This window comes from Arthrobacter sp. AK01 (genome assembly GCF_021109375.1).
In the GTDB taxonomy this organism is placed as follows: Bacteria; Actinomycetota; Actinomycetes; order Actinomycetales; family Micrococcaceae; genus Arthrobacter.
In genome coordinates this window covers 1-23,416 of the sequence record NZ_JAJOHP010000017.1, presented here as the reverse complement: position 1 = coordinate 23,416, position 23,416 = coordinate 1, and the positions used below count along the sequence as shown (strand labels likewise).

The following is a 23,416-nucleotide window of genomic DNA, read 5'->3' as shown; positions in this document are numbered from 1 at the left end:
GGTTTTTCTGTATTGAGACCCTTGATGCCCCGCGCTGGACCCCGCCGGGGGCATCAAACGACTATCCCTTTTTGACGGCGGGGGTGGAGGACCCAGAATCGGCAGCAAGCCTGCCTTGGGGTGAAGCCGTGATGTCGGTGGCCTGAAAGCCGCCGGGCACGGCCGGGCATTTTTCCTTGGCCCGAACCCGACAGCTAACTTCGCAGGCGAACCGAAAGGATCCCCCTTGCCTTCTGTACCCCCCCATGGCCGCCGCCGAAAACCAACCTCCGGATTCGCGCCCCGCACGGCCGTCTCGATGAAATCCCCCACTACCGGCCGTCACCGGCCCCTGCCAGAGGCAGAAGCGCGGGGGAGCCGGCGCAAACAGGTCACGGCCGCCGCTACGCTGAGCGTCGCCGCGCTGTTGACCGCAGCGCTCACTGCCGCCCATGCCGGGCCGGCCCCCACCAGCACAGCCCTCGCGGTGCAGGCATCGGGGACGGCAGCTGCCGGCGCGCCCGTCCAAGCCCCCGTGGGGGCTTCCATCAGTTATGAACGCCCGGCTGTCACCACACAGCAGGCACCGTTGCCGGTACCGGCCAAGACCCCCATAGCTGCTGCCGGCGCGGCCGCGCCGCCGCCCCCCGCCGCCGCCCCCGCCCCCCCCGCGACCCCGGCGGCCTCCCCGGCCGCGGCCGCGGCCCGGTTGGGGGCGCCGCTGGCCAGCATGTCGGTCACTTCTCCGTTCGGTATCCGCACCAGCCCGATCTCGGGCACCGGGGAGCTGCACACCGGCCTGGACCTCGTGGCAGCCTGCCAGGTAGCGGTGTTCGCCGCCGGAGCCGGGACCGTCGTGGAGGCCGGATGGTCCCCCTACGGTGGCGGGAACAGGATTGTGGTGGACCACGGCAACGGCCTGAAGAGCACCTACAACCACCTCGCCGCCATCGAAACTTCCGTGGGCGCGACCGTAACCGCCGGCCAGCGGCTGGCCGCGGCCGGAACCACCGGCAACTCCACCGGATGCCACCTGCACTTCGAGGTACTCCTGAACGGGCAGACCGTGAACCCGCAGGGATGGATGTAAGCCTCGCCCATCGCCTTGGTTGTCAGGGTCAGAGTCCTGATGTGCCCAGGAAGACGTGGCTGAAGGCGAAGAAGATGGTTGCGGTAACAGCCACGTAGAGCAGCGCGGTAATGATCCAGCCAAATTCGCCGACAACGCGGGCCGCGCCGGCGGGTACTTTGATGACTCCATGGGTGATGTTCCGGGCCGTGACCCAGACGAACAGGGGAATCATTGCCGCCCAGACAATCATGCAGAAGGGGCAGAGGATGTGGATCGAGTACAGGGCCTGGGACCATAGCCACACGACGAAGGCAAACCCCAGCGTGACACCGGCCTGCAGCCCGGCCCAGTACCAGCGGGCGAAAGTTGCCCCGGAAAGCAGCGCCATGCCCGTGGTGATGATGACGGCGAACGCCACGATCCCGATGAACATGTTGGGGAATCCGAAAACGGAACTCTGCCAGGTCTGCATGACCTGGCCGCAGGAAATCCAGGGATTGACGTCGCAGACGGTTTTGTAGCCTGGGTCTTTGAGTACCTCGAGTTTCTCCAGGACCAGGGCGCCGGAGGCGAGCCAGCCGATGACGCCGGTGATGACCAGGAGCCAGCCAAAGGGCTTGTCGCGGGTCATGCGGGGAATATCCGGCCCAAGCTGGGCTGCGACTGAGGCAGCGCCAGGGTCTGAGGTGGTCACGTTCGCGGCGGATTTCGCGGTGCTGGTCATGGCAGAAGTCCTTTAGGTGGTCTGGTGGCGGGCTTGGTATTCATGATCCCGCAGCTGCGGTAGTGATCAGTGCCTTCAAGGTTCCTTTTTGCGAGATCCCCAGGATCCGGGCACTGACGCGCCCTTCAGTGTCCAGGACCAGGGTGGTGGGCACTGCACGGGGCGGGACGTACTCGGTCATGGCGAGGAGGATGCCGCCGTCGCTGTCATCGAAGCTGGGGTAGTCGACCTTGAAGGTCCGTTCGAAGGCTTCGGCCGTCGCGGCGTCGTCGCGGACGTTGACGCCGTAGAACAAGACGCCTTGGTCTTTGAATTCGGTATGCAGGGCGGCCAAGTCCGGGGCCTCCGCCCGGCACGGAGCGCAGGCCGCGTACCAGAAATTGAGGACCACGACCTTGCCCGCCCAGTCCCGGGCAGCAACCTTCTCCCCACTGAACAGCCGGCCCTCCAGAGACACCCGGGCACCGCGTGAGGCGGGCGGGTATTCGTTGACCGACCCGTCGCCGGCGATGTAGTTTTTGTCGTCTCCGGCCTTGGCCTGCTGGGCCAGATCGTCCGGGGCTGCACAGCCGGCGAGGGCAAGTACTGCCGCGCCCATGCCCAGGATGGTGCGGCGGCCGGGGCGCCGCAGCGGTTCTGGTTGGTTGATCATGCTCTCAGTCCTTGCTTGTTGTGTCTGTGTGCGGGGTTGCGGTGGCTAGATGTACTGCCCGGGCAGTACAGCTAGACGGGCATCAGGAACGTCCCTGCCAGGTTCTGCAGCTGGTAGATCCATTGCACCCAGACCCCGGTAACCATCAGGATGCCCAGGAGGATGAGCATGACGGCGCCGCCGATGTTGACCGCCCGAATGTGCTTGCGGACCACGGTCAGGACCTTTGAGACCCAGTTCAGGCCCAGGGCCACAAGAACGAAGGGGATGCCCAGCCCCAGGCAATAGATGAAGGCCAGCAGTGCCCCGCGCCAGGCGCTGCCCGCGGTGACGCTCAGGCTCAGCACGGCGCTGAGTGTCGGGCCCATGCAGGGGGTCCATCCGAGACCGAAGACGATACCCAGAAGTGGGGCGCCGGAGAGTCCGCCGCGTCCTGGACTCTGGAATTTCCGGGTTTGCTGGAGCCAGGAGAACCGTCCGAGCAGGACCAGGCCCATGATGATGACCACCACGCCCAGTCCCCTCATGAGCGGGTCCTGCCAGCGGATCAGCCAGGAGCCGATGGCTCCGAAAGCAGCCCCGTAGAGGGTGAAGACGGCGCCGAAACCCAGGATGAACAGTGCCACCCCCGAGAGGACGCGCCGCCTGTTCCGCGGCTGCGTTGGGTCGGTGAGCCCTGAGACGAAGCCCAGGTAGCCGGGAACCAGCGGCAGGATGCACGGAGAGAGGAACGACACCAGACCTGCTGCGGCGGCCAGGGGCAGCGCCAGGATCAGGGCCCCGGAGGTCACCGTCGAGGCAAAGTATTCACCAATGTCCAACGATTCAGTCCTCGTCCTTGCGCGCGGCGGGGAAGAGTATTGTGCCCAGAATCAGCAGGCCCACTCCGCCGACGACGAACACGTCAGCCAGGTTGAAGGTCGGGAACCATCCGGTATGCAGGTAGTCAACAACCCCTGCCCCGTCCATCCGGTCCACGAGGTTACCCAGGGCGCCACCGAGAAGGAAAACAGCGCCGGCGCGGGAAAGCCTGCCGAACCGGGGGACCGCACGGAACAGGAATACCGCCAGCGCTGCGACGATCACTGCCGTCGCAACGACCACCACCCATGGGGGCAAGGTCGCGCCGAGGCTTAACGCCACACCGGTGTTATAGCCGAGCTTGAGGTTGAACAGACCGAAGTCCAGTACCCTGCCATCACCTATTGTCTCGACCACAACGGTCTTGACCAGCAGGTCAACCGCCGCCAAGGCGAGGGCGCCGAGCCCGAGGACGGCCCGTCCTGTCCGCGGCCGTCGGGTGCTCGTGGCACTCATGCGGAAACCCGGGAAGTGTCCGACAATACCGGTGTGGGATTTCCCGTCCGCGATGCCTTGATGCGGCCGGCGCGGACGCCATTGCCGATCACCACGATTTCGGCCAGTTCGTGGATCAGAACAACCGCGGCCAAGCCGAGGATCCCGAACAGTGCCAGCGGGATCAGGACCGCGATCAAAAGAAGTGACAAGCCCACGTTCTGCAGCATGATGGACCGGGTCCTGCGGGCGTGGTCCAACACCTGCGGCAGGTGGTTCAGGTCCTCGCCCATCAGGGCGATGTCCGCGGTTTCGATCGCGACATCGGTGCCCATGGCCCCCATCGCTATTCCGGTGTCGGCGGTGGCCAGCGCCGGAGCGTCGTTGACGCCGTCACCGACCATGGCAGTGGGCTGGTGGGACTTCAGGGTCCGGATGATCTCGGCCTTGTCTTCCGGACGAAGGTCGGCATGGACCTCGCTGATGCCGGCTGCATCACCCAAGGCCGCGGCGGTGATCGCGTTGTCCCCGGTGAGCATGGCTGTGGTGTACCCGGAGGCGCTAAGCCGGGCAATAACGTCCCGGGCTTCGGGACGAAGCTCGTCGCGGACTGCCACGGCACCGATGACCTCGCCGGCAGATTCGATGAGGACAGCGGTGGCGCCGGCTTTTTGCATTCTTTCCACGTCTGCGGCCAGCGGGCCGGGGTTGATCCAGCCGGGGCGACCCAACCGAACGATCCTGCGCTCGAATCGGCCTTCCAGTCCGGCACCTGGCACGGTGTCGACGTCGGTCACCTCGGCTCGTGTGGGGGAAGCGGCGAGGATGGCGCGGGCGAGGGGGTGTTCGCTGCGGGCTTCCAGCCCGGCTGCGAGGGCGAGGACCTCTTCGCGGTCCGCGGTGCCGGCAGTAGAGACATCTATGACTTCTGGCTTGTTCCGGGTCAGGGTGCCGGTCTTGTCCAGGGCGATGGTGCGGATCTTGCCGAGGGTTTCGAGGGCGCCGCCGCCCTTGATGAGCACACCGATACGGCTGGCCGCGCCGACGGAGGCGACGACGGTGACAGGGACGGAGATCGCCAGCGCGCACGGGGATGCGGCCACAAGGACGACAAGGGCGCGTTCAAACCACAGCAGTGGTTCTCCCACGATGAGACCGAAGGCAATGATCAGTGCCGCGGCGATCAGGATGCCGGGGACAAGTTTCTTTGCGATGTTGTCCGCCAGACGCTGACCGGGGCCCTTGCGGGACTGTTCGGCCTCGACGATGTGCACGATCCTGGCCAACGAGTTGTTCTCTGCCGTGCTGGTGACTTCGACTTCCAGCGGTCCGGTGCCATTAATGGACCCAGCGTAGACTTCGCTGCCGGGTCCTGCCTCGACGGGCACGGATTCGCCGGTCAGTGCCGAGGTGTCCAGAGAGGTACGGCCGGTGATGATCTGACCGTCGGTGGCCAGCCGTTCGCCCGGACGAACGATCATCCGGTCTCCGGGAACGAGCTCACCGGGGTCGACAGTGACCTCGGCCCCGCCGCGCAGGACGGTTGCTTCGGCCGGAACCAAGTCCAACAGGGACCGCAGACCGCGCCGGGTTTTGGCCAGCGAGTATTCCTCCAGACCTTCGGAAATTGAGTAGAGGAAAGCGAGCATCGCCGCTTCCTCGAATTCGCCCAGCGCTACCGCGCCGGCGGCGGCGATCGTCATCAGTGTGCCGACGCCGATCTTGCCCTTGACCAGGCGACGAAGGGTGGAAGGAACGAAAGTCCATGCCGCGACCAGCAGCGCCCCGATTTCCAGTACAAGGCGCAACCAGTCCGGCCCACCCGTCAGTGAAAGGATCCACGCGGCCAGGAGCAGCACACCAGCGATCGCTGCAGCCCTGATCTCTTTGATCTGCCAGAACCCAAGCGCTTCCTCCGCTTCCTCTGCCGCGGTTTCTGGCTTGTCGTCACTGCAGCCGCAGGCGTCACTCATCGAGTGTTCTCCTTCATCAGTTCTACGTTAGCCAGCACGACGCTGGTGCTTCCGTTGCCATAGTTCGGGCAGAGGCTGACCGCGTTGCCGGTCGCGGCAAGCAGGACCTCGGCCTGAGCGAGCATGTCCATCAGTTCCGGACGTGATAGCGAGTAGTACACACTGCGGCCCTGGGCGCGGCCTTCCACGAGGCCACAGTCCCGCAAACACGCCACATGCGCCGAGACCGTCGACTGTGCCAGACCCAACTCCCCAGTGAGGTCACCGACTCGAACCTCCCCGCCGGCCATCCGCTTCACAATGGCCAACCGTGTGGGATCACCGAGGGAATGAAACAAAGCGGCGGCAGGGTCAAGCTCCCCACAATCACCTGAACTAGCAGCATCAATCGTCATATGACGATGATAGCGTACATTTCCGCTGCTACCGGATCATGGCACCGAGAGCGCCGCACCAAAACAAATCCGTCATGCGGCACCGCGGTTTAGCCTCTCCGAGTCCCAAGAGGAAGGCTGAGAGTGAGGACTGGTTGACTGTGGCTCCGATAAGGGCACCGGCGATGGCCGGACCCCGCGATCAGACCGAGCCCGCGAGCCAGCCAATGCGTGTCCTTGGCCAGCTGTGACGATGGTCAGGCCTTCGGTGGTGTTGTGGATCGCGAAGTCCCCAATCGGGGTGGCACCGGGCGCCGGGGAGCCGACAGCGTAGGCTGATCCGATGCCAGGGCCTTCGTCGGGGTTATGCAGGCCGAGGCCGATGGCGATGAGCAAAGCCAACGTGCTGGGCGGCAAGGCGCTGGGCTACCGGTGCTGCTGAGGTCCTGGTGCCGGCGCATCCATACATCGGCGCCTTCGGGGACAAGTTCTGCGATGAGGGCGGAGAGGAAGCCACCAGTGAGGGTGGTCCTGACTTGTCCGCTGGTTGACGATCCGGCGGTAGACAATGAACTCATGAGGATTGAACTACTCCACATCGATGAATGTCCCAATACCGCTGAAACCCAGGAGCGCCTGGAAGCAGCCCTGAGGATCCTGGGACGTAGCGACCTTCTCGTGCATATGCGGCAACTGAGCTCCGCCTCGGAGACTACGGACACGGAATTCGCCGGTTCTCCAACCATCACCGTCGATGGCAACGATATATTCCCGACCGGCGCTGTCGCTAACGACCTCGCGTGCAGGGTATACGCCACGCCAAATGGACTTGCGGGCCTGCCGACCCTCAACCAAGTTACCGAAGCCCTGAAAACCCATGGACTCTGACACTTCCGGCACATGCTCCTGCTGCGGTAGGACGATGGCCCGAAAAAAGCTTCATGCCTTGGGCGCAGGCACGGCATACATCTGCCGACGCTGCGGCTTGTGGGTTGCCCTACGACTTACTCCGGATCCTTCAGACTCAAACTGACCTTCACGGAAAGGCTTGACCATAGGAAAGGTACATATGGGCGGCAGCAACGGAGCATCTGGCCAAGCAAAAACGCCGAAGGGGACGGACCTGACGGCCGTCGCCCAGGACTACCTGAAGTTGATTTGGTCCGCGCGGGAATGGTCCGACGAAGCGGTCACGGTGGGCCTTGTCGCGGAGCGACTCGGAGTCAGCGCCTCCACCGCCTCTGAAGGCATCCGCAAATACACGGCGCAGGGGTTGCTGACGCACGCCCGCTACGGCGGAGTGGGACTCACTCCAACGGGGGAGGAATACGCGCTGGAGATGGTCCGCAGGCACCGGCTCCTGGAGACTTTCCTCGTAGAAAACCTCGGCTACCGCTGGGACGAAGTCCATCATGAGGCTGAAGTGCTCGAACACGCAGTTTCGGATAGATTCATCGCCAGGATCGATGCGCTCCTTGGTCACCCACGCCACGACCCGCACGGCGATCCGATCCCATTACCGGGCGAACATCTGGACCGGTCCGACGCGGTGCCGTTGAGCGCGGTGCAGCCCGGGGATGCGGTGATCATTCGGCGGGTGTCGGATGAGAGTGCCGAGATGCTCCGCTACTTCGCCGGACATGGCCTCACCCCGGGCACGCAACTCATCGTCGGTGAACGCAAGGCCTTCGCCGCCGGTATACCTGTTCGTCTCGCTGGCTCCGGGAAAGACGTCGCCCTTGGTGGCCAGGCGGCAGCGGCCCTCTGGGTAGTACCCGTGGCCCAAGGTTAGGATGGGCCCGGCTTCCGGGTCCGGGTCTCAGGATTGGCCGCTGAGGGTGAGCGTGATGAGGACGATGTTGAGACCGACGATCAAGGTGGCGCTGGTCCAGCCGGCGATCTTCAGGGCTTTGCCATCGGTGTGGATGCCCATCACGTCACGTTTGCCGGTGAGCCGGATCAGCGGGATCAGGGCGAAGGGGATGCCGAAGCTGAGCAGCACTTGGCTCAGTACCAGGGCCAGGGTCGGTTCGATGCCTGCCCCCAGAATTATCAGCGCCGGTATGAGTGTAATGACCCGCCGGGTCAGCAACGGGATCCGGACCTTCAAGAGTCCGCCCATGATCGTCGCGCCGGCGTAGCAACCGACCGAGGTTGAGGCCAACCCTGATGCCAGCAGTCCGATGGCGAAGATGACGCCGATGGCTGGTCCCAGTGCCGAGGTCACTGCTGCGTGGGCTCCGTCGATGGTGTCGGTTCCCTCGATGCCGCGCAGGCTGGACGCGGCCAGCAGCAGCATTGAAATGTTCACCACACCAGCGAGCAGCAGAGCGCCGACGACGTCGAAACGGGTGGCCCGGATCAGGCGCGTCCGCACGACCGGATCCTCGGAGAACCCATGCCGGTCCCGTGCCAGGGCCGAGTGCAGGTAAATCGCGTGCGGCATGACAGTGGCTCCGAGCATGCTCGCCGCCAGCAGGACCGTGTCGGTGCCCTCGAAACGAGGAACCAAACCGCCCAGGGCGGCTCCGCCGTCAGGGGGATTGACGAACAAACCGGACATGAACCCGACAGCAATGATTCCAAGGAGCACCAGAATCGCGTACTCAAAGGAACGCTGGCCCCGGTGGGACTGCAGCGCCAGGAGCAGCATGGAAGCCACGCCAATGATGACTCCGCCGGCCAGCAACGGAAGGCCAAACAAGAGGTTCAGGGCGACGGCGCCGCCGATCACCTCGGCCATGTCCGTGGCGCCAGCGACGATTTCCGCCTGCACCCAGTACAGCCGTCGCCGCTTCGTCCCGAGCCTTTTGCCCAGGATCTCGGGAAGGCTCATCCCCGTGGCCAGGCCCAGCTTCGCCGATTGGTACTGCACCAACACAGCCATGGCGTTGGCCACCACCAAGACCCACACCAGCAGATACCCGTAGTTCGCACCAGCTGTGAGGTTCGCCGCTACATTGCCGGGGTCCACATAAGCGATCGCAGCAACGAAGGCCGGACCCAGCAGCAGGAGCCGGGACCACACCTTCCGGGGCGCAGGGCGGGTATCAAGAGCGGGTGCAGCCATCATCAGTCCTCATCATCGGGGCGTTCTGATACGAGAATAGAGGAAGTTAGGCATACCGAAAAGTAGTTATTAGGGGAGCCGATAAAAACAGGTTTTAGTTGTCGGCGATGTGGAAACCTGCCGGGGCTTCGACACCCGGCGGGTCGTACTCCGGCGGGCTTCTTGGGCCGCGGGCTCTCGGAGTTCTTCGGCCCGTATCGGGTTGCGCAGCGAGGTTTGTAGACGGCCGGCACGGTCGCTGGCAGCAGCACAACGAGGGACCTGCCGGTGTGACGCAGGCCGGGGCATGCGCTTGCGGGTCATGACAGGGTCCGGCGCGATCCACGCCAGCGGGTCGATGGTGGTCGTGCAGGATAGGCAGGGGGTCGGCGCAGTAACGTCGAAATGAGGGTGGCCAGAAGCGCCGGGCAGGCGTTTTCACAGCGGGGCAAGGCCTCGGCGCAGAGTGGTCGTGCATCCCGGCGTGATGTTCGCATTCTTCGGCGCAGACCCTGCAGGCGGTCCGGCAGCTTCGAGCAGGGACCGGACGATACCGGTATTGGTAGCTGTTTGGCGGTTGATGATGGTCCCGGTCGTTTGGCAGATATCGGCGCAATCGAGGTCTGTGCGGATGCAGGCCGCGAGATCGGCGACCATGTCCTCACCAAGGCACGCGTCTGCGCAGGCGCTGCACGCTTGGGCGCATTCCAAGCTGGCGGCGATACATTCCGCGAGTTTCTCGCTGTCCGTCCCGACAGCGGCTTTTGGGTGGGAACGGATCATCGCGCGGATGTGGTCATGGCCAGCTTCTGTTGTCGGTGGTGTGATGGCCGGCCGACCCGCCATCACACCCACCCTAGCCCCGGCATCTAGGGCACAAGAGAGGCCTACCTGGCCTCTCTTGCCTTGGCAGAACTGAGGCCTCAGGCGGCGTCAGCGGGGCGGTAGCTCGTGCCGCCGTCGGTGGAGACGACGATCCCTTCAGGGGTGGCGGCCCAGATCCAGGGGTTCCCGTCGGCGCCTTTGAGGGCCGCTATGGCCAGGACTTCGCCGTCGATGCGTCCCTTCTTCGTCCAGGTCGCGCCGGCGTCGGCCGAATAGTAGGTGGTCCCGTCGGGTGCAACACCTGCCGCTTCCTCCGGGGCGGCGAAGGCGGCGTACTGGATCACCGGACCAGTCTGGAGGAGCTTCCAGGTGGCTCCACCGTCGGTGGAGCGCTGGATTCCCTCTGTGGTGGTACCCAGCACGGTGTCGCTGTCGGTGTGCCCGGCCAGGCTTGCCGGGGCGAACATCGCCGCCACGGTGTTCCAGGTTGTCCCGTCAGGGCTGCTTCGCAGTTGCCCGTCGAAGGCGATGATCCCGGATTTGCTGGTGGTCAGGGCGTGGAAGTCGGATTCACCCTGCCGTGAGAGTTTCTCCCAGGTCTGTCCTCCGTCCGTGGATTTGATCAGCCCGAGGGGGTTGGGCAGGTCAGAGCCCGGGCCGGGGTGCCCGGAGGCGTAGAAGATGCCGTCCTTCCCTGCGGTGAAACCCATCAGGTCGTTGGTGCCGCCGATCTTGCTGGCAGGCTGTTTCGTGACGTCGAACAGCCCGTCATGGGTGGCCAGCAGTATCTGGCTGGTGTCGTCGTTAACGCTCAAACCGTGGACATGGCCGCTGGGCAGGGCCTTGTCGCTCAGTTCGATGGACGGAGCCGTCGAGGACGGGGGGCTGGCCGGGGTGCAGGCGGACAGGGCGAGGAGCACCGCGGCGCCGGCCGCGAGGGCTCCGGTGCGCGTACGTGTGGAAGTGAGAGATTGCATGGGAGAGCTCCAGGTTGAGTCAGAAGGGTACGCGGAAGCCCCCGGCCTCCCGGCAGGGGGTGAGGCCCGGGGCCCCGCAGGGGTTGTTTAGAGAGCGGCCAGCAGCGTCTGCATTTCTTTGATCTCCGCTTCCTGGGCGCTCACAATGTCCTTGCTGAGCTGGACAGCCTCGGCATCCCTGCCGTCCGTGGTTTCTGTCCTGGCCATCGTCACTGCACCTTGATGGTGGGCGATCATCTGCGTCAGGAAAAGTTTCGCGGCCTCGACGCCTTGGGCGGTGTCGAGCTTGGTCATGTCCTCGGCGCCCATCATGCCGTTCATGCTGTGCCCGGAGGCCATCTGCGTCGGCTCACCCCAACTCTTCAACCAGCCGGTCATCTTCTCGATCTCCGGGCCCTGTGCCTCCTTGATACGAGTGGCCAGTGCCGTGACCTCGGCGGGGATGTCCTGCTTCTTGAGGATCATGTCGCTCATCTCCACGGCCTGTGCGTGGTGCGGGATCATCATCTGGGCGAACATCACGTCAGCGGAGTTATGGTCCGCCGCCGCGGCCGGGCTTGAGGCGCTGGAGGAGCTGCCGTGGTCCATTCCCGGCATGGACGTTGCGGAGGAACCGGAACCGCCGGATGCGCCGCAGCCGGCAAGGGCAAGCGCTGCGGCGACGGCTGTCACGGCAACAGGCAAGAACGTCTTCGTATTCATGAAATCAGGTCCTTCATAAAGAATTTAGGGGCGCAAAGACGCCCGGAATTAAAGGTGGTGGGTGCATCAGCTACGGAGCGGTCATCCCTGAAAGGGGCTGACGGGCGCCAGGAAGGTCACGGCCGGGCCGGGCCGGGCCGTGCCCGGGCGGACGGGACGGCTACGTTCTGCTGATGGACAACTCACCCGGCGAAGGACTGCCGGGACGGTAGGACCAGGGGGCGCGATCGGTGATGGTTGAGGCCGCGGACTGCCTTGTGATGGAGGTCGTTTCAGTGGGCGCCGGTGCTGCCAGGCCCCCGGTCGCGACCGTGGGTGTGCAGGCGGTGTTCATCGAGTGCTGGCTTGAGCAGTTCCCGGAGCAGGAGCATTGGGCAAAGGAGGCTGCAGGGGACAGTTCCTGCGATGCATGCTCCGTCGATGGGGCCAGATGAGCGCCGTGGCCGGATGCTTTGCTTCCGGAGGCGGGCAGAGTCTGCCCGGCACTCTCCGGCAGGCCCGTGGAAACCGTCGCGCTTGAGTGTTCCGAATGGGTGCCGGTCATGACGTGCATGCCCAGGATTCCGGTGATGATGGCAAGGACAGCGGTCAGAAGTGCTGTCGTGAGCAGGGCGGAACCGGCGATGGTGCGGTGCGTGACCATCCTGGTCCTCCTCCCTGGGTACTGGTTGTTTCTAGGCTACCGGCACCAACGCCTGGTCCTCGTGGGACTGGTGCGTCGGTGCCGGTGGCACCACTTAGGTCAACGAACCTCGGAGGGGTTCAGTTTCACCCGGCGAAGCAGCTGGGCGTTGAGGGCGACCACGATTGTGGAAACCGACATCAGCACCGCCCCGGCCGCGGGGGACAGCACGATCCCGGCGAATGCCAGGACGCCGGCGGCCAGCGGGACGGCGATGACGTTGTACCCGGTGGCCCATACGAGGTTTTGCCACATTTTGGTGTAGCTCGCCCGGGACAGATCCACCATGGACAACACCGCCCGGGGGTCGTTGCCGGCCAGGATCACCCCCGCCGATTCCATGGCCACGTCAGTGCCGGCGCCGATGGCGATGCCGACTTCTGCCCGGGCCAGTGCCGGGGAGTCATTAACCCCGTCCCCGACCATGGCCACTTTCAGGCCACGGGCCTGCAGCTGGGCGACCTGCTTGTCCTTGTCCGCCGGGAGCACTTCAGCGAAGACCTCATCAATGTTCAGTTCCGTACCCACGGCCGTCGCAACCTGAGACGCGTCGCCGGTGATCATGGCAACTTTGATGCCCCTGCTCTGCAGCGCCGCCACGGCCTGCCGGGATTCCGGACGGATCGCGTCCTCAAGACTGACCGCACCCAATATCCTCTCCCCGTCGATGACGTGCAGCACGGCCGCGCCACGGCCCATCCATTCACGGGTTGAAGCGGCCAATGCCTCAGGTTCGGTGAGTCCCAGTTCGCGCAGCAGTGCCGGGCCGCCGACCTGGACAACGCGTCCATCGACCGTGGCGCGCACGCCCCGTCCGGTCAGGGAGGAGAAGCCCGTCGCATGTGGCAGAACCAGGTCTTTGCCCCGGGCAGCCCGGACGATGGCCCGCGCCACGGGGTGTTCGCTGTCGGACTCCACTGCCGCTGCCAGGGCCAGCAGCTCATCCTTGGAACCCTCATCGATAGTGGCCGTGTTCCTGACCTCGGGTTCGCCCTTGGTCAAAGTGCCGGTCTTGTCGAACAGAACGACGTCGATGGTGCGCATCCGCTCGAGGGCGATGCGGCTCTTGATCAGAACCCCGGCCTTGGCGGCCTGCTCAGTGGAGATCGCTATCACCAGTGGAATTGCCAGGCCCAGAGCGTGCGGGCAGGCGATCACGAGCACAGTCACGGTGCGCGTCACCGCTTCAGGCAGGCTTCCGAGCAGGATCCACGCGATGAACGTGATGACACCGGCGATGGTGGCGAAGTAGAACAGGAACGCTGCTGCCCGGTCCGCGAGGGCCTGGGCCTTGGAGGAGGAAGCCTGCGCTTCGGCAACCAACCGCTGAATGCCGGCCAACGCCGTGTCATCCCCAACGGCACTGACCGTGACCCGGACGGTGTTATCGGTGGCTACGGTTCCGGCCACCACCTGCTCACCCACGGAGCGGAGCACCGTCTTGGATTCACCGGTGATCATGGATTCATCGAACTCGGCCCGCCCATCAACAATGGTGCCGTCGGCGGGCATCCGGGCCCCGGACCGGACAAGGACGACGTCCCCGATCTTCAGTTCGGACACCGGGACGGTTTCCACACCACCATCGCTGACGCGTTCGGCCTCATCCGGGAGCAGTGCCGCCAAGGCATCCAAAGCCCCTTGTGCGGAGCCGAGGGCCCGCATCTCGATCCAGTGTCCAAGCAGCATGATCGCCACCAGCAGAGCCAGTTCCCACCAGAAGTCCAGATCGAAGTTCCCGATCCGCAAGCTGGTCGCCCAGGACGCGACGAACGCGACGGAAATGGCCATACTGATCAGCAGCATCATGCCCGGCTGCCGGTTCTTCAGTTCATTGACGCCGCCCTTGAGGAACGGCATGCCCCCGTAGAGGAAGATCACCGTTCCCAGAACGGGTGGGATCCAGGCCGAGCCCGGGAATTCGGGTGGCATGAACCCCACCAGATGCCCGAACATCGGGCTGAAATACACGACAGGGATCGACAAGGCCAGGGTCAGCCAGAACCGGTCCTTGAACATAGCGGTGCTGTGCCCGGCATGCTGGCCATGACTGTGCACCGCGTGATCGCCCCCGGCGTCATGCCCGGCGGGGTGGGCGTGGTGCCCATGTTCAGTCATTGCTGTCCCGTCGGCCTGCGGCGGGGCGGTTGCCTCCAGGTCAGCTTCGCTGACCGGTGAAGGGCGGTGATGGTGATGGTCGTGCTCTGTCATGACGAGCTCCTCCAGGTATGGCTGCGGCTTCGCAAGGAGCGGCGCAGGCCATGTGTGGGTTCGAACTAGTTGGTCAGGCTGTATCCAGCCGACGTGACGGCGTCCCGGATGGCCGTACGTGTGGCTGATCCGGAAACGATCAAGCGGGAAACTCCGCCGGGGACCAGTTCAACGGTTGCTGCGTCGACGCCGTCCACGGCGTTGACTGCTTTTTCAACGCTGGCTTTGCAGCCGCCGCAGGTCAGGCCTTCCAGGGAGTACCCGACACCGGCCGGGCTTTGTTCGAGGGTCTGGCTCGCTTCGGTGGAGCAGCACCCGCAGGCCGACGAGGAGGCGGAAGTGAGGGGCAGTTCGGTACGTGATGGTGTTTGCATGTCAGGTCCATTCAGTGCAGAAGATGCGATGGCGCTGTGGTTGAACGGTTGTAAAGAGGAACCCAAGGGCCTTCCGCGACATACCACTCACTGACAACACCATCAATATACCCCCAGGGGGTATCTAGCGCAAGCGTGATTCACGCCGGCTGCGGGGCAGTGCGAGAAGGTGAGTTGATCCTTCCCGGTGCTTTCTGCAATTATCTGCGTATGAATGCAGATAAGCAGGAGTGCGTGTTATCCCCGGACAGCGACTACGTTGAGCTGGCCGTGGAGGTCTTTTCGATGCTCGCGGACGCAACCCGCGTCCGGCTTATTCTTGCTCTCCGTCACGGCGAGCTGCCTGTGAACGCCTTGGCCGAAAAGACCGGCAAATCCGCAGCAGGAGTATCTCAGCATCTGGCCAAGATGCGTCTTGCCCGGCTGGTCACGACGAGGCAGGAAGGCACCAAGGTCTACTACCGGTTGCAGGACGGGCATGCCTGGGAGCTCGTCGCCGCCGCAATCCATCAGGCCGAGCACACTCTCGGCACCGCACCCCATCACCGCCTCCGCCCCCACACCGACCAGGAAGCGTCAGGACAATGAGCGACCACGCCCACAGCCACCCCGAGAAAGACCACGACCATCATGGACACGGACACCGCGTCGATGGGCACTACGGCGGAGTCCGCGCTTGGATAACGCACCTTTTCACCCCTCATTCCCACGATCCAGCCGATTCCACGGACAAGGTGCTGGAATCCAGCCAACAAGGAATCAGGGCAGTCAAGATCTCCTTGGTCGGGTTGGGAGCGACAGCACTGTTCCAGCTAGTCATCGTCCTGATCAGCGGCTCGGTAGCGCTTCTGGCCGACACCGTCCACAACTTTTCCGATGCGCTCACCGCTGTGCCGCTGTGGATCGCTTTCCTGCTTGGCCGCCGCGCCGCGACCAAAACCTACACCTACGGCTACGGCAAAGCCGAAGACCTGGCCGGACTCTTCATCGTGGCCATGATCGCGCTGTCCGCGATCGTCGCAGCGGTCGAATCCATCCGCCGCTTCGTCGAACCCCAGCCGGTGCAAAACCTGGGCTGGGTCCTCGCCGCCGGCGTTGTGGGCTTCCTCGGTAACGAAATAGTGGCCATCTACCGGATCCGCGTCGGGAGGGCCATCGGATCCGCAGCCCTGGTCGCAGACGGCGTCCACGCCCGCACAGACGGATTCACTTCCCTCGCTGTCGTCGCAGGAGTCATTGGCATATGGCTCGGATTCCCCCTGGCGGACCCCATCATCGGGCTACTCATATCAGCGGCCATCGCCGTCCTTCTCTGGGGGACCGCCCGCGACATCGGCCGCAGGCTCATGGACGGCGTCGATCCGACCCTGACAGCGAAACTTACCGCTGCGCTGGAGGAACAAGGCCACGCAGAAGCTACACCACGGCTACGCTGGTCCGGCCATGCTCTGCACGCAGAAGTGAGCGTACCCGTGAACCAGACCGTCGCAAGCACGACCGAACTGGCCCGGCAAGCCGCAGATATCGAACAGACCGTCCGCGCCGCCCTGCCCAACGTCGGACAGGTCACGGTCGTACCCGGCTACAGGGCACACGACGATCAAGACGAGAGCACCCACGCGCTTTCGAACCGGAACGAATGAGCCTCACGTCATGGACGGCTACGTAATGCTCTGCTTCCTGTCAGGACTCGCGTCCTTGACCGCAATAACATGGCACGTCCGCGCCAGGAGACAACGCCTCCTTAGCCGGCTGCAAGAGAGAAACCGGCAATGGTCGGCCCGCTTCCGGGAGGACGCCGTAAACTCTCACGATTAGGGCACCTCCTCCGCGATCACAGAGTCGAGACCGGCAGAGAAACCGGACCCGGCACAGTTCCAAATGCCCCCCAGCTCAGCAATTCATGCTGACAGTGTGCCAAACCCGGGTGAAATTCAGCTTTGAACCAGAAGAACTGGGCCACCACGTTTCCGAGAACTAACTTTGCCAACAGCTAAAGCCATCTTCACTCTGGCGGCATGACCAGCTCTGACCAGTCGGGGGACTGGGCCGGAACGGAACACACGAAGCCCGAGCGGCTCAGTTTCGAGCAGCCTGCCCCGACGGTTTAACCCCGTGGGCCTGTCAATATCCAGTGAATGTAGCCGTCCCATTTGGGTTCGGCCCAGATCCCGCCCGGGAGGGCATTGGGTCCGGGGAACGTTCTGACGAGTTTCGCCAGGGCAACAGCAACCGGTGGTTGCAGGGCCCGCGGGATGGACTCGCTCATGGAATCTCACTCTGTTCATGCCGGCCACCTGTGCGGCCAACTCTTAGGAGTGGCGCAGAGTTACCACGTCACCGGTTGCTCAACAGAGAAACGCACTGGGGACTCGCCTTTGACCAGGTTCGCTGGTTCAGGGCTCATGACGGACATGGTGATCTGATCGATGAAGTCTTCGATATCCGCTTCGGGAGCACCCTCGCGGGGTTCCATGGGGCCGGGGCGGCCAACTTCGAATCCGGTGATCTCTTCGTTCTCGTCCTTGCATACCAGCAGGGTCTCTTGAACTTCGTTCGCGAAGCCCTCGGCCGTCTCCTGATCCGTGAAGCCCTGGATCTCCAACTCGGCCGTCTTGTCGTCTTTCTGGACGTTCACTTTGAAACCAAGCATGTTGCTCCTTTGAGTGTTGCTGCGTCTAGTAGCCCTGCTGGACCGGCCGTCGCATGATCTGAACTGTGCTCCCGAGGCAGACCGCGCCGGAAGCGATCAGGATTACGGCGGAGGCGACGAGATACCACGTGCCGCCGGTGGTCAGGGCGCAGTAGAGGCCGTATACAAGGAAACCAGTCCCCAAAAGCGCCCAGATCAGCGCTGCTTTCTTCTTGTTCATGGCCCCAGCCTAAAGGACCAGGACCAGAACGGGCGTTCGCTGCGCTTCGGACTGTAAAAGCCTTTCTTTGCCTTACATGTGGCTGGGTTTTTCTCCGTACAAGGCCACTGATCGTAGCCGTCCGGGGGCCCGACCCGTCAACCCACGCAACCGGGCAATCCCACGCGGTCGCTGCGCTCCCTTATTTCGCGGGATTCCCCGGTCACTCTTCGGGGTTGACTGCCCACCCTCGACCGGCTGCGTCAGTGGGGGCCTCGCACGGCGGGGCAGGAAGGAGGTGGCTACATGAGCATCGACGAAGCGATCAAGCTCGCGACTTCGGTCGTGAGCTTGATGACAGCTGTCATCGCTCTACTCTCCATGCGGAACGCGCGCTTAAAGAGCAAACGCTCCCGAGCTGCAACTCGGAAGCGTAAGCGTAAAGCAAGGAAGTAGGTGTAGCTACGAAACCCGGTGGTCGTGACCGCAAGGTTGCGGCCACCGGCTCCTTCTCAGACTAGGTCCTACTCAACGATAAGGAAACCCTCATGGCTCCACTGACCATCGTGAACTTCGTTCTCTCGCTCACAGCACTGGGAGCGGCGATCCTGGCGTACCGCGCCATCTCCAAGGTCCCCAAGGGAGACGGGAACTAGACCGGATCTCGGGGGCGGGTCTGCCATACAGCGGCCCGCCCTACCGGGCCGGGTTGTCCTTCGGGCCGTCAGCTGTGTCGTTCATGATGTGCCCGATCGTGGCAGCGATCTGCCGTACTGCCTCAGGGTCTTCGGCCCACGAGCGCCCGGTGCGGCTGCAGGCACGGAACGAGGTCACCTTGGACTCATCGACCGTCTGCCGCAGATCCGCCCAGGCCGCCTCCAGCTCAGCCGACTTCCTGGCCGGTGCAGCCGCGGAAGGCCCGACTATTTTGCGGCGCCTGTTCAGAATGTTTCGCAGTCCCATTTGCCACCTACTTCTGACATAAGTGTCCCGCCTGGGATTGGGGGAAACCAGGCGGGACATGTTCACCGTATCAACCCAGTCTGACAAGAGTCAGGGGAGGAGCATGCTCGTGGGGCTCGCACCCTTTGGGCGTCCACTGCGCTTCGCTCCGTGGCCGGCTGTTGGGCCCGGTCCCGACGTCGCAGAGCTCCGCCGTGCCCGGTCCTGTTGTGTCTACGACGTTTTTTGGCTGCTGTCCTTCGGATTCTATGTGTCCGCTCCACCCCGTCTAGCCCCTCCGCAGGCTCCGGGGCCTGCGGTGCAGGAAATGTCCCTCCGGCGCTCCTGCGTCGCTTATTTCCTCCGGGAATTCCCCACACCTTGCCCAAGGGTAGACAGGCCTCCGTCGGCCACAGCTCCGCAAGCTTCGCCAGCAGCCAAAAAACAACGGGGGAGAGGGGAAGCTGGCCGGTCACCTTTGGTCGCCCCACCCACCACCTTTCTCGGCAAAAGAAGGAGCAACACCATGAACGCAATCAGCGTCCAGACGATCACCACAGAGGACACCGGCGAAACCATCCACGACGTGCCCTTACTCGTGGATTACCACATGAACGACGGCTACGACTGGATGGACGTCATCTCAGAACACGGCTGGGCCGTGATCCCCAGCTGGGGATGCGACGGCTGGGACCTCGGCCAGTGGCCCTACGTCATGGTTGCCGGAACCCGCACCGCCGACGCGACCGGAAACCTGTTCGGCATGGCTACCTACTGCGAGGGCGACGTGAAAACGACGTTCTACCGGACCAAGGCCCGTTTCTGGGACGCAATCACCGAAGAGGCTTTTTCCCACTGGAAGAACGGGCAAGCCCAAGGCCCAGCAGACCTGCCCGAAGCCGCTGCAGAGCTTCCCAGCCGCTACCGCATCCCGCCCACGTTCCAACCAGCAGCCGCCGCCTAAGCCCTTCCACTCCTTGCCGGGCGGACCCCCACCACCCGGCAAGGCACCAAACCAGCAAAGGACCAAGAACAATGACCGAAAACCGCGCCATCGCCAACAGCCCGGCCCAAGCCGTGGTCTTCCTCGAAACCCTCGCCGCAATCGTGGAGAAGTCTCCGGTCGCCTACAGCACCGACGGAGCCGAAGACCTCGCCGCCCACATACGCGGCATGGCTGCAGCCGTCACCACCGAGGCCAATGTGAACCCCGGCGAGCTGACCACCACCCGGCAATACGCGGCACTGGACTGGCACAACGAAGCTGTGGCCGTCCTGTTCGCCGCAGAACACCGCCCCACGTTCCTCTAGCAGGAACTGAGAACCGATGTACTGCCCGGCCAGAGCCGGGCAGTACATCCCCACCACTTCAAAGGAGCCAGCACATGAGCAACGCCACCACAGCCCCCAAAGGCATCACCGCCCTGATCTACCGCGACGCACTGGGCACGGACTTCTCCAATCAGGGCATTTCCGCCCGCGTCATGGGGGTAACCGTCATCGGCGAGGGCATCGACCCCGTTTTCGAAGCCACCGAGGAACGGCCCGCCGTCCGGCTCGTCAAAAACGACAGCTTCCACCGCGAAACCGTGACCCACGCCGAGCCAGTCGCCCCAGACGACGAACCCGCCCCGTGGTACATGTTCGGCGGCACGTTCATCTTCAGCAGCGACTCACGATTCCGACGCGCAGCCGGACAGTACGGAGCCATCCCGCTCCACGACCGCCGCGAGTAGCCCGGAGGGTGGCCGGTCTTTCGGGGCCGGTCACGGCGGGCGGTCCGCCGCAGGTGGCTGGCCCAGGTGGGTGGTTGCCGGCGACGGACCGCCAATCCCGCAACGGGCCGGTTGTTGGTCACCTGGTGCGTGCGGCAAACCCGGGCGGGGATTGCCCTGGGCGGATCCGCGGGAGCCAGGGGAGAAGCATGCTCGCAGGGCTCGCACCCCTTTCGGGCGTCCACTCCGCTTCGCTCCGTGGCCGGCAGTTGGGTGCTGCCGGTCCGTCGCAGAGCTCCTGCCCGTCAACACCTGTTTGTCTACGACGTTTTCTGGTTGCTGTCCTCCGGATTGTAGGCGTCCACTCCACCCCGTCTAGCCCCTCCAAAAGCAGTCGGGGCCCGCGGCACTGGAATTCTTCGACGGCGCTCCGCTTATTTCCTTTCGAAGATTTCCAGCACCTTGCCCTGCGGGTAGACAGGGCTCCGCTGGCCGCCGAGCAAGCAAGCTTGCCAGCAACCAAAAAACAACGGGGGGAGAGGGGAGCTGGCCGGTCACCATTGGTCGCCCCACCCACCACCTTTCTCGGCAAAAGAAGGAGCAACATGTTGAACCACCTGATCGCGCTGTACATCCCGGGGCGGCTGAGCGAAAGCGTCACTGTCCACAGCGTTGACGCCCGGCACACAAGCCTTCAGATCATCGTCGGCGGCGGACTGGAATGCATCGCCCGAGGCGACTGGCAGGTCTACCTGAACGCGGAAACGCAAACCACCGGAGCCTCAAACGTCCGTGCGGTGCAGCTGCTCCACGAAACCGGCCTTGACCTGCCGGTAACCGGGAACGCCGTGTTCCTGGGCAGGGCAGGACTAAACCACGACACTGACGTGCCGGACTACCTCGTCCGCAGGGCCGAAGTGCTGTTCGATACCCGCCTGATCCAGTCAGCGGCCTAGCCGCCCACGGTGGCCGGGGACCCCACGTACCCGGCCACCCCAACCACTCACTTTCTCGGCAAAAGAAGGACACACATCATGACTGAAAAACTCACCCTCACCAGCCCCGCTGACCTGCTGGCCTACGTCCCGCACCTGCTCGGAGGAACCCCCACAGAATCCTTCGTCGTGCTCACGGCCACCGCCGGAGCCCTTGGCGCCACGCTGCGCGTGGACGCCCCCATGGACGCGGCCCCGCTGGATTTCGCCCAAACGGTGACCAGCCTCGCGGCACAGGACGAGAACGCCACGGCCTGCTACCTCATCGTCTACACCGACGAAACCAGCACCGATGCCCGTTTCCCCTACGCCGCGCACGTCGCGGCCCTGGGCAACGAACTGGCCACGGCACGGATGCCCGTCCGCAAGGTCTACCTCGTCACCAGCACCCACTGGGCCGCTTACGGCAGCATGGAGCGGAACCCGCTGGAGCAGATCAAGGACAGCAACGCCAACGCCACCCTGACCTTCATGGGAAGCGCCCCGACCGTGGACATCTACAACCCGGCATTGCTGGGCAAATGGGTCGAACCGGTTCAGGTGCCCGTCCGCACGGAGGAATCCGTAGAGGAAGCACGGCGCGAATGGGTAACCGCACTGGACGCCGACGGCATGCCGGACCATGAGACCGCACGGAAACTGGCGGCATGGTTCCAAGACAACTACATCAGGGACTTCCTCATGGCCGACACCATCACCACGAACAACGGCGTCATCATTGACATCATTTTGGGCAAGTTCAACGGCCGTCCCGACTGGAAGCGCGTTGACCACGCCGAAACCATTGCGTTCGAACTGATGAAGGCCGTCCCCGAGGGCCAGCGCGCACCCATGCTGACCCTCATGGGATGGCTGCAATGGCTCAAAGGATATGGAAAGCACGCAGAGCGCTACCTGAAACTGGCCGTCGAGGACGTGCACGGTTACCGGTTTGCAGAACAGCTGTACGACCTGATTGGCAGCGTCTACATCGCAGAAGTCGCCAAGAACCAAGAAACCGCCTATAAGCGCCCCACCAGCTAACCGGTCAGGCCGGGCAGGATCAGCACCGGCCCTCCCCGGCCGCTCAGTAGCGGGGCGGCCTCCTCCGCTGGCGCTCCCCCGGCCGCCATAGCGCTGGCGCGGGCGCAGCAGCAACCCAGCCAACGCAAAGGATCCACGGCTACAGTGAACTTCAACGAGAACACTGCACCAGGAGATCCAACATGGGAACCGAATACATCCTGACTGAGGACGACAAACCAACACCAGAGGCGAGCTTCCTCGAAGACGTCATCGAGCTGCAGCTGCTCACCGCCAATGAATCCTTGGGAGCGGTGGACTTCACTCACCCCCAGGAACACCACGACTTCTAGCGCACCCCCTGCAGCAACGACGCTGCACCACAGATTTCCTTTTTGCCGAGGAACAATGAAGAGCCGGCCCCACCAGGGTGCCGGCTCTTCTGCCTTTCCAGGAACAGCCGCACTCAGCGGAGATGGAACCGGAAGCCAATGCCGTAGTAAACGGCACGGGCCCAAGCCTGCAACGTGGATTCGGCCATCGTCAGGTTGATCGCCCTGGCCTCGCTCCTGGCCGCCGCAACGATTTGAGACAACGGCTGATCCTCCAACGCTTCAACCCTCGCGGTCATCCGGGAGAGTTCCAGCCTGATGCTTTCAGTATTCATGGCAACGTCCTTCGCTTTAGATCGACTTGGTTTGGTGAACGTAAGGCCGAATTTCAAAGCGTTGGGGGACGTAGGCCCGTGTTGCTGACTCAGATGCATGCTCGCGGGGCTCGCACCCCTTTGGGCGTCCACTTCGTGGCCGGCTGTTGGGCCCGGTCCCGACGTCGCAGAGCTCCGCCGTGCCCGGTCCTGTTCTGTCTACGACGTTTTTTGGCTGCTGTCCTTCGGATTCTATGTGTCCGCTCCACCCCGTCTAGCCCCTCCGCTTCGCTCCGGGGCCTGCGGTGCAGGAAATGTCCCTCCGGCGCTCCTGCGTCGCTTATTTCCTCCGGGAATTTCCCACACCTTGCCCA

27 protein-coding genes, 1 pseudogene and 1 riboswitch are annotated in these 23,416 nt (G+C 64.0%); of the genes and pseudogenes, 11 read left to right on the top strand and 17 right to left on the bottom strand.

The window, feature by feature from the left end; genetic code table 11:
• The first annotated feature begins 48 nt into the window (after positions 1 to 48).
• A riboswitch (cyclic di-AMP (ydaO/yuaA leader) is annotated at positions 49 to 223 on the top strand.
• A 3-nt stretch (positions 224 to 226) separates the two neighbouring features.
• Positions 227 to 1,069, top strand: a complete 843-nt coding sequence (locus LN996_RS07995; protein ID WP_231339879.1) for a M23 family metallopeptidase — start codon at positions 227 to 229, stop codon at positions 1,067 to 1,069.
• A 28-nt stretch (positions 1,070 to 1,097) separates the two neighbouring features.
• On the opposite strand, the gene LN996_RS07990 is transcribed toward LN996_RS07995, so the two are convergent.
• The 6 genes from LN996_RS07990 to LN996_RS07965 form a co-directional block, all read right to left on the bottom strand.
• Positions 1,098 to 1,775, bottom strand: coding sequence for a vitamin K epoxide reductase family protein (locus LN996_RS07990; RefSeq protein WP_231339878.1), 678 nt, complete (start codon positions 1,773 to 1,775; stop codon positions 1,098 to 1,100).
• Positions 1,776 to 1,815: 40 nt separating this feature from the next.
• Positions 1,816 to 2,427: a TlpA disulfide reductase family protein gene (locus LN996_RS07985; protein WP_231339877.1), complete on the bottom strand. Its 612-nt coding sequence runs from the start codon at positions 2,425 to 2,427 to the stop codon at positions 1,816 to 1,818.
• 71 nt (positions 2,428 to 2,498) lie between these two features.
• The gene (locus tag LN996_RS07980; protein ID WP_231339876.1) at positions 2,499 to 3,248 is read right to left on the bottom strand and encodes a cytochrome c biogenesis CcdA family protein; all 750 of its coding nucleotides are present in this window, start codon (positions 3,246 to 3,248) and stop codon (positions 2,499 to 2,501) included.
• A gap of 4 nt (positions 3,249 to 3,252) precedes the next feature.
• Entirely contained in the window at positions 3,253 to 3,744 is a 492-nt protein-coding gene (gene lspA / locus LN996_RS07975) for a signal peptidase II (RefSeq protein WP_231339875.1), read from the bottom strand.
• On the bottom strand, positions 3,741 to 5,696 hold the full coding sequence (locus LN996_RS07970; protein WP_231339874.1) for a cation-translocating P-type ATPase: 1,956 nt from the start codon (positions 5,694 to 5,696) through the stop codon (positions 3,741 to 3,743). The genes lspA and LN996_RS07970 overlap by 4 nt, the downstream gene beginning before the upstream one ends.
• The gene (locus tag LN996_RS07965; protein ID WP_231339873.1) at positions 5,693 to 6,091 is read right to left on the bottom strand and encodes a helix-turn-helix transcriptional regulator; all 399 of its coding nucleotides are present in this window, start codon (positions 6,089 to 6,091) and stop codon (positions 5,693 to 5,695) included. The genes LN996_RS07970 and LN996_RS07965 overlap by 4 nt, the downstream gene beginning before the upstream one ends.
• Positions 6,092 to 6,646: 555 nt before the next feature.
• On the opposite strand from LN996_RS07965, the gene LN996_RS07960 reads away from it, so the two are divergent.
• On the top strand, positions 6,647 to 6,958 hold the full coding sequence (locus LN996_RS07960) for a hypothetical protein (RefSeq protein WP_054809172.1): 312 nt from the start codon (positions 6,647 to 6,649) through the stop codon (positions 6,956 to 6,958).
• A gap of 181 nt (positions 6,959 to 7,139) precedes the next feature.
• Positions 7,140 to 7,862, top strand: a complete 723-nt coding sequence (locus tag LN996_RS07955) for a metal-dependent transcriptional regulator (protein WP_231339872.1) — start codon at positions 7,140 to 7,142, stop codon at positions 7,860 to 7,862.
• Between the two features lie 27 nt (positions 7,863 to 7,889).
• On the opposite strand, the gene LN996_RS07950 is transcribed toward LN996_RS07955, so the two are convergent.
• The 7 genes and pseudogenes from LN996_RS07950 to LN996_RS07920 form a co-directional block, all read right to left on the bottom strand.
• Positions 7,890 to 9,140 (bottom strand): Nramp family divalent metal transporter, encoded by a 1,251-nt coding sequence (locus tag LN996_RS07950; protein WP_231339931.1) that lies wholly within the window; start codon positions 9,138 to 9,140, stop codon positions 7,890 to 7,892.
• Positions 9,141 to 9,526: 386 nt separating this feature from the next.
• Positions 9,527 to 9,902: pseudogene (locus LN996_RS07945) on the bottom strand (four-helix bundle copper-binding protein); the annotation flags it as partial.
• Positions 9,903 to 10,042: 140 nt separating this feature from the next.
• Positions 10,043 to 10,921 (bottom strand): F510_1955 family glycosylhydrolase, encoded by an 879-nt coding sequence (locus tag LN996_RS07940; RefSeq protein WP_231339871.1) that lies wholly within the window; start codon positions 10,919 to 10,921, stop codon positions 10,043 to 10,045.
• Between the two features lie 87 nt (positions 10,922 to 11,008).
• The gene (locus LN996_RS07935; protein ID WP_231339870.1) at positions 11,009 to 11,623 is read right to left on the bottom strand and encodes a DUF305 domain-containing protein; all 615 of its coding nucleotides are present in this window, start codon (positions 11,621 to 11,623) and stop codon (positions 11,009 to 11,011) included.
• Positions 11,624 to 11,783: 160 nt separating this feature from the next.
• Positions 11,784 to 12,266: a DUF6153 family protein gene (locus tag LN996_RS07930; protein ID WP_231339869.1), complete on the bottom strand. Its 483-nt coding sequence runs from the start codon at positions 12,264 to 12,266 to the stop codon at positions 11,784 to 11,786.
• A 99-nt stretch (positions 12,267 to 12,365) separates the two neighbouring features.
• Positions 12,366 to 14,516 (bottom strand): copper-translocating P-type ATPase, encoded by a 2,151-nt coding sequence (locus tag LN996_RS07925; protein ID WP_231339868.1) that lies wholly within the window; start codon positions 14,514 to 14,516, stop codon positions 12,366 to 12,368.
• A 65-nt stretch (positions 14,517 to 14,581) separates the two neighbouring features.
• The gene (locus tag LN996_RS07920; RefSeq protein WP_231339867.1) at positions 14,582 to 14,890 is read right to left on the bottom strand and encodes a heavy-metal-associated domain-containing protein; all 309 of its coding nucleotides are present in this window, start codon (positions 14,888 to 14,890) and stop codon (positions 14,582 to 14,584) included.
• Positions 14,891 to 15,100: 210 nt separating this feature from the next.
• Here LN996_RS07920 and LN996_RS07915 point away from each other — a divergent pair, with 210 nt between their 5' ends.
• Complete coding sequence (locus LN996_RS07915; protein WP_231339866.1) at positions 15,101 to 15,478, top strand: metalloregulator ArsR/SmtB family transcription factor; 378 nt, start codon at positions 15,101 to 15,103, stop codon at positions 15,476 to 15,478.
• A complete protein-coding gene (locus LN996_RS07910) occupies positions 15,475 to 16,533 on the top strand; it encodes a cation diffusion facilitator family transporter (RefSeq protein WP_231339865.1) in 1,059 nt (352 codons plus the stop codon). The genes LN996_RS07915 and LN996_RS07910 overlap by 4 nt, the downstream gene beginning before the upstream one ends.
• A 686-nt stretch (positions 16,534 to 17,219) precedes the next feature.
• Here LN996_RS07910 and LN996_RS07905 read toward each other — a convergent pair.
• The 3 genes from LN996_RS07905 to LN996_RS07895 form a co-directional block, all read right to left on the bottom strand.
• The gene (locus LN996_RS07905; RefSeq protein ID WP_014923431.1) at positions 17,220 to 17,543 is read right to left on the bottom strand and encodes a hypothetical protein; all 324 of its coding nucleotides are present in this window, start codon (positions 17,541 to 17,543) and stop codon (positions 17,220 to 17,222) included.
• A 25-nt stretch (positions 17,544 to 17,568) separates the two neighbouring features.
• Positions 17,569 to 17,763, bottom strand: coding sequence for a hypothetical protein (locus LN996_RS07900; protein WP_231339864.1), 195 nt, complete (start codon positions 17,761 to 17,763; stop codon positions 17,569 to 17,571).
• Between the two features lie 675 nt (positions 17,764 to 18,438).
• Complete coding sequence (locus LN996_RS07895) at positions 18,439 to 18,705, bottom strand: hypothetical protein (protein WP_054809165.1); 267 nt, start codon at positions 18,703 to 18,705, stop codon at positions 18,439 to 18,441.
• Between the two features lie 505 nt (positions 18,706 to 19,210).
• Here LN996_RS07895 and LN996_RS07890 point away from each other — a divergent pair.
• The 6 genes from LN996_RS07890 (at position 19,211) to LN996_RS07865 (ending at position 22,749) form a co-directional block, all read left to right on the top strand.
• Positions 19,211 to 19,648: a hypothetical protein gene (locus LN996_RS07890; RefSeq protein ID WP_231339863.1), complete on the top strand. Its 438-nt coding sequence runs from the start codon at positions 19,211 to 19,213 to the stop codon at positions 19,646 to 19,648.
• 71 nt (positions 19,649 to 19,719) lie between these two features.
• Positions 19,720 to 19,995 (top strand): hypothetical protein, encoded by a 276-nt coding sequence (locus LN996_RS07885; protein WP_231339862.1) that lies wholly within the window; start codon positions 19,720 to 19,722, stop codon positions 19,993 to 19,995.
• 74 nt (positions 19,996 to 20,069) lie between these two features.
• A complete protein-coding gene (locus LN996_RS07880) occupies positions 20,070 to 20,420 on the top strand; it encodes a hypothetical protein (RefSeq protein ID WP_231339861.1) in 351 nt (116 codons plus the stop codon).
• Positions 20,421 to 21,004: 584 nt separating this feature from the next.
• A complete protein-coding gene (locus tag LN996_RS07875) occupies positions 21,005 to 21,355 on the top strand; it encodes a hypothetical protein (protein WP_231339860.1) in 351 nt (116 codons plus the stop codon).
• A 78-nt stretch (positions 21,356 to 21,433) separates the two neighbouring features.
• Positions 21,434 to 22,417: a DUF4192 family protein gene (locus LN996_RS07870; RefSeq protein WP_231339859.1), complete on the top strand. Its 984-nt coding sequence runs from the start codon at positions 21,434 to 21,436 to the stop codon at positions 22,415 to 22,417.
• A gap of 182 nt (positions 22,418 to 22,599) precedes the next feature.
• Positions 22,600 to 22,749, top strand: a complete 150-nt coding sequence (locus LN996_RS07865; RefSeq protein WP_231339858.1) for a hypothetical protein — start codon at positions 22,600 to 22,602, stop codon at positions 22,747 to 22,749.
• Between the two features lie 113 nt (positions 22,750 to 22,862).
• Here LN996_RS07865 and LN996_RS07860 read toward each other — a convergent pair whose 3' ends face one another.
• Positions 22,863 to 23,063 carry a hypothetical protein gene (locus tag LN996_RS07860; protein ID WP_231339857.1) on the bottom strand — a complete coding sequence of 67 codons (201 nt, stop codon included), beginning with the start codon at positions 23,061 to 23,063 and terminating at the stop codon, positions 22,863 to 22,865.
• Positions 23,064 to 23,416 lie beyond the last annotated feature (353 nt).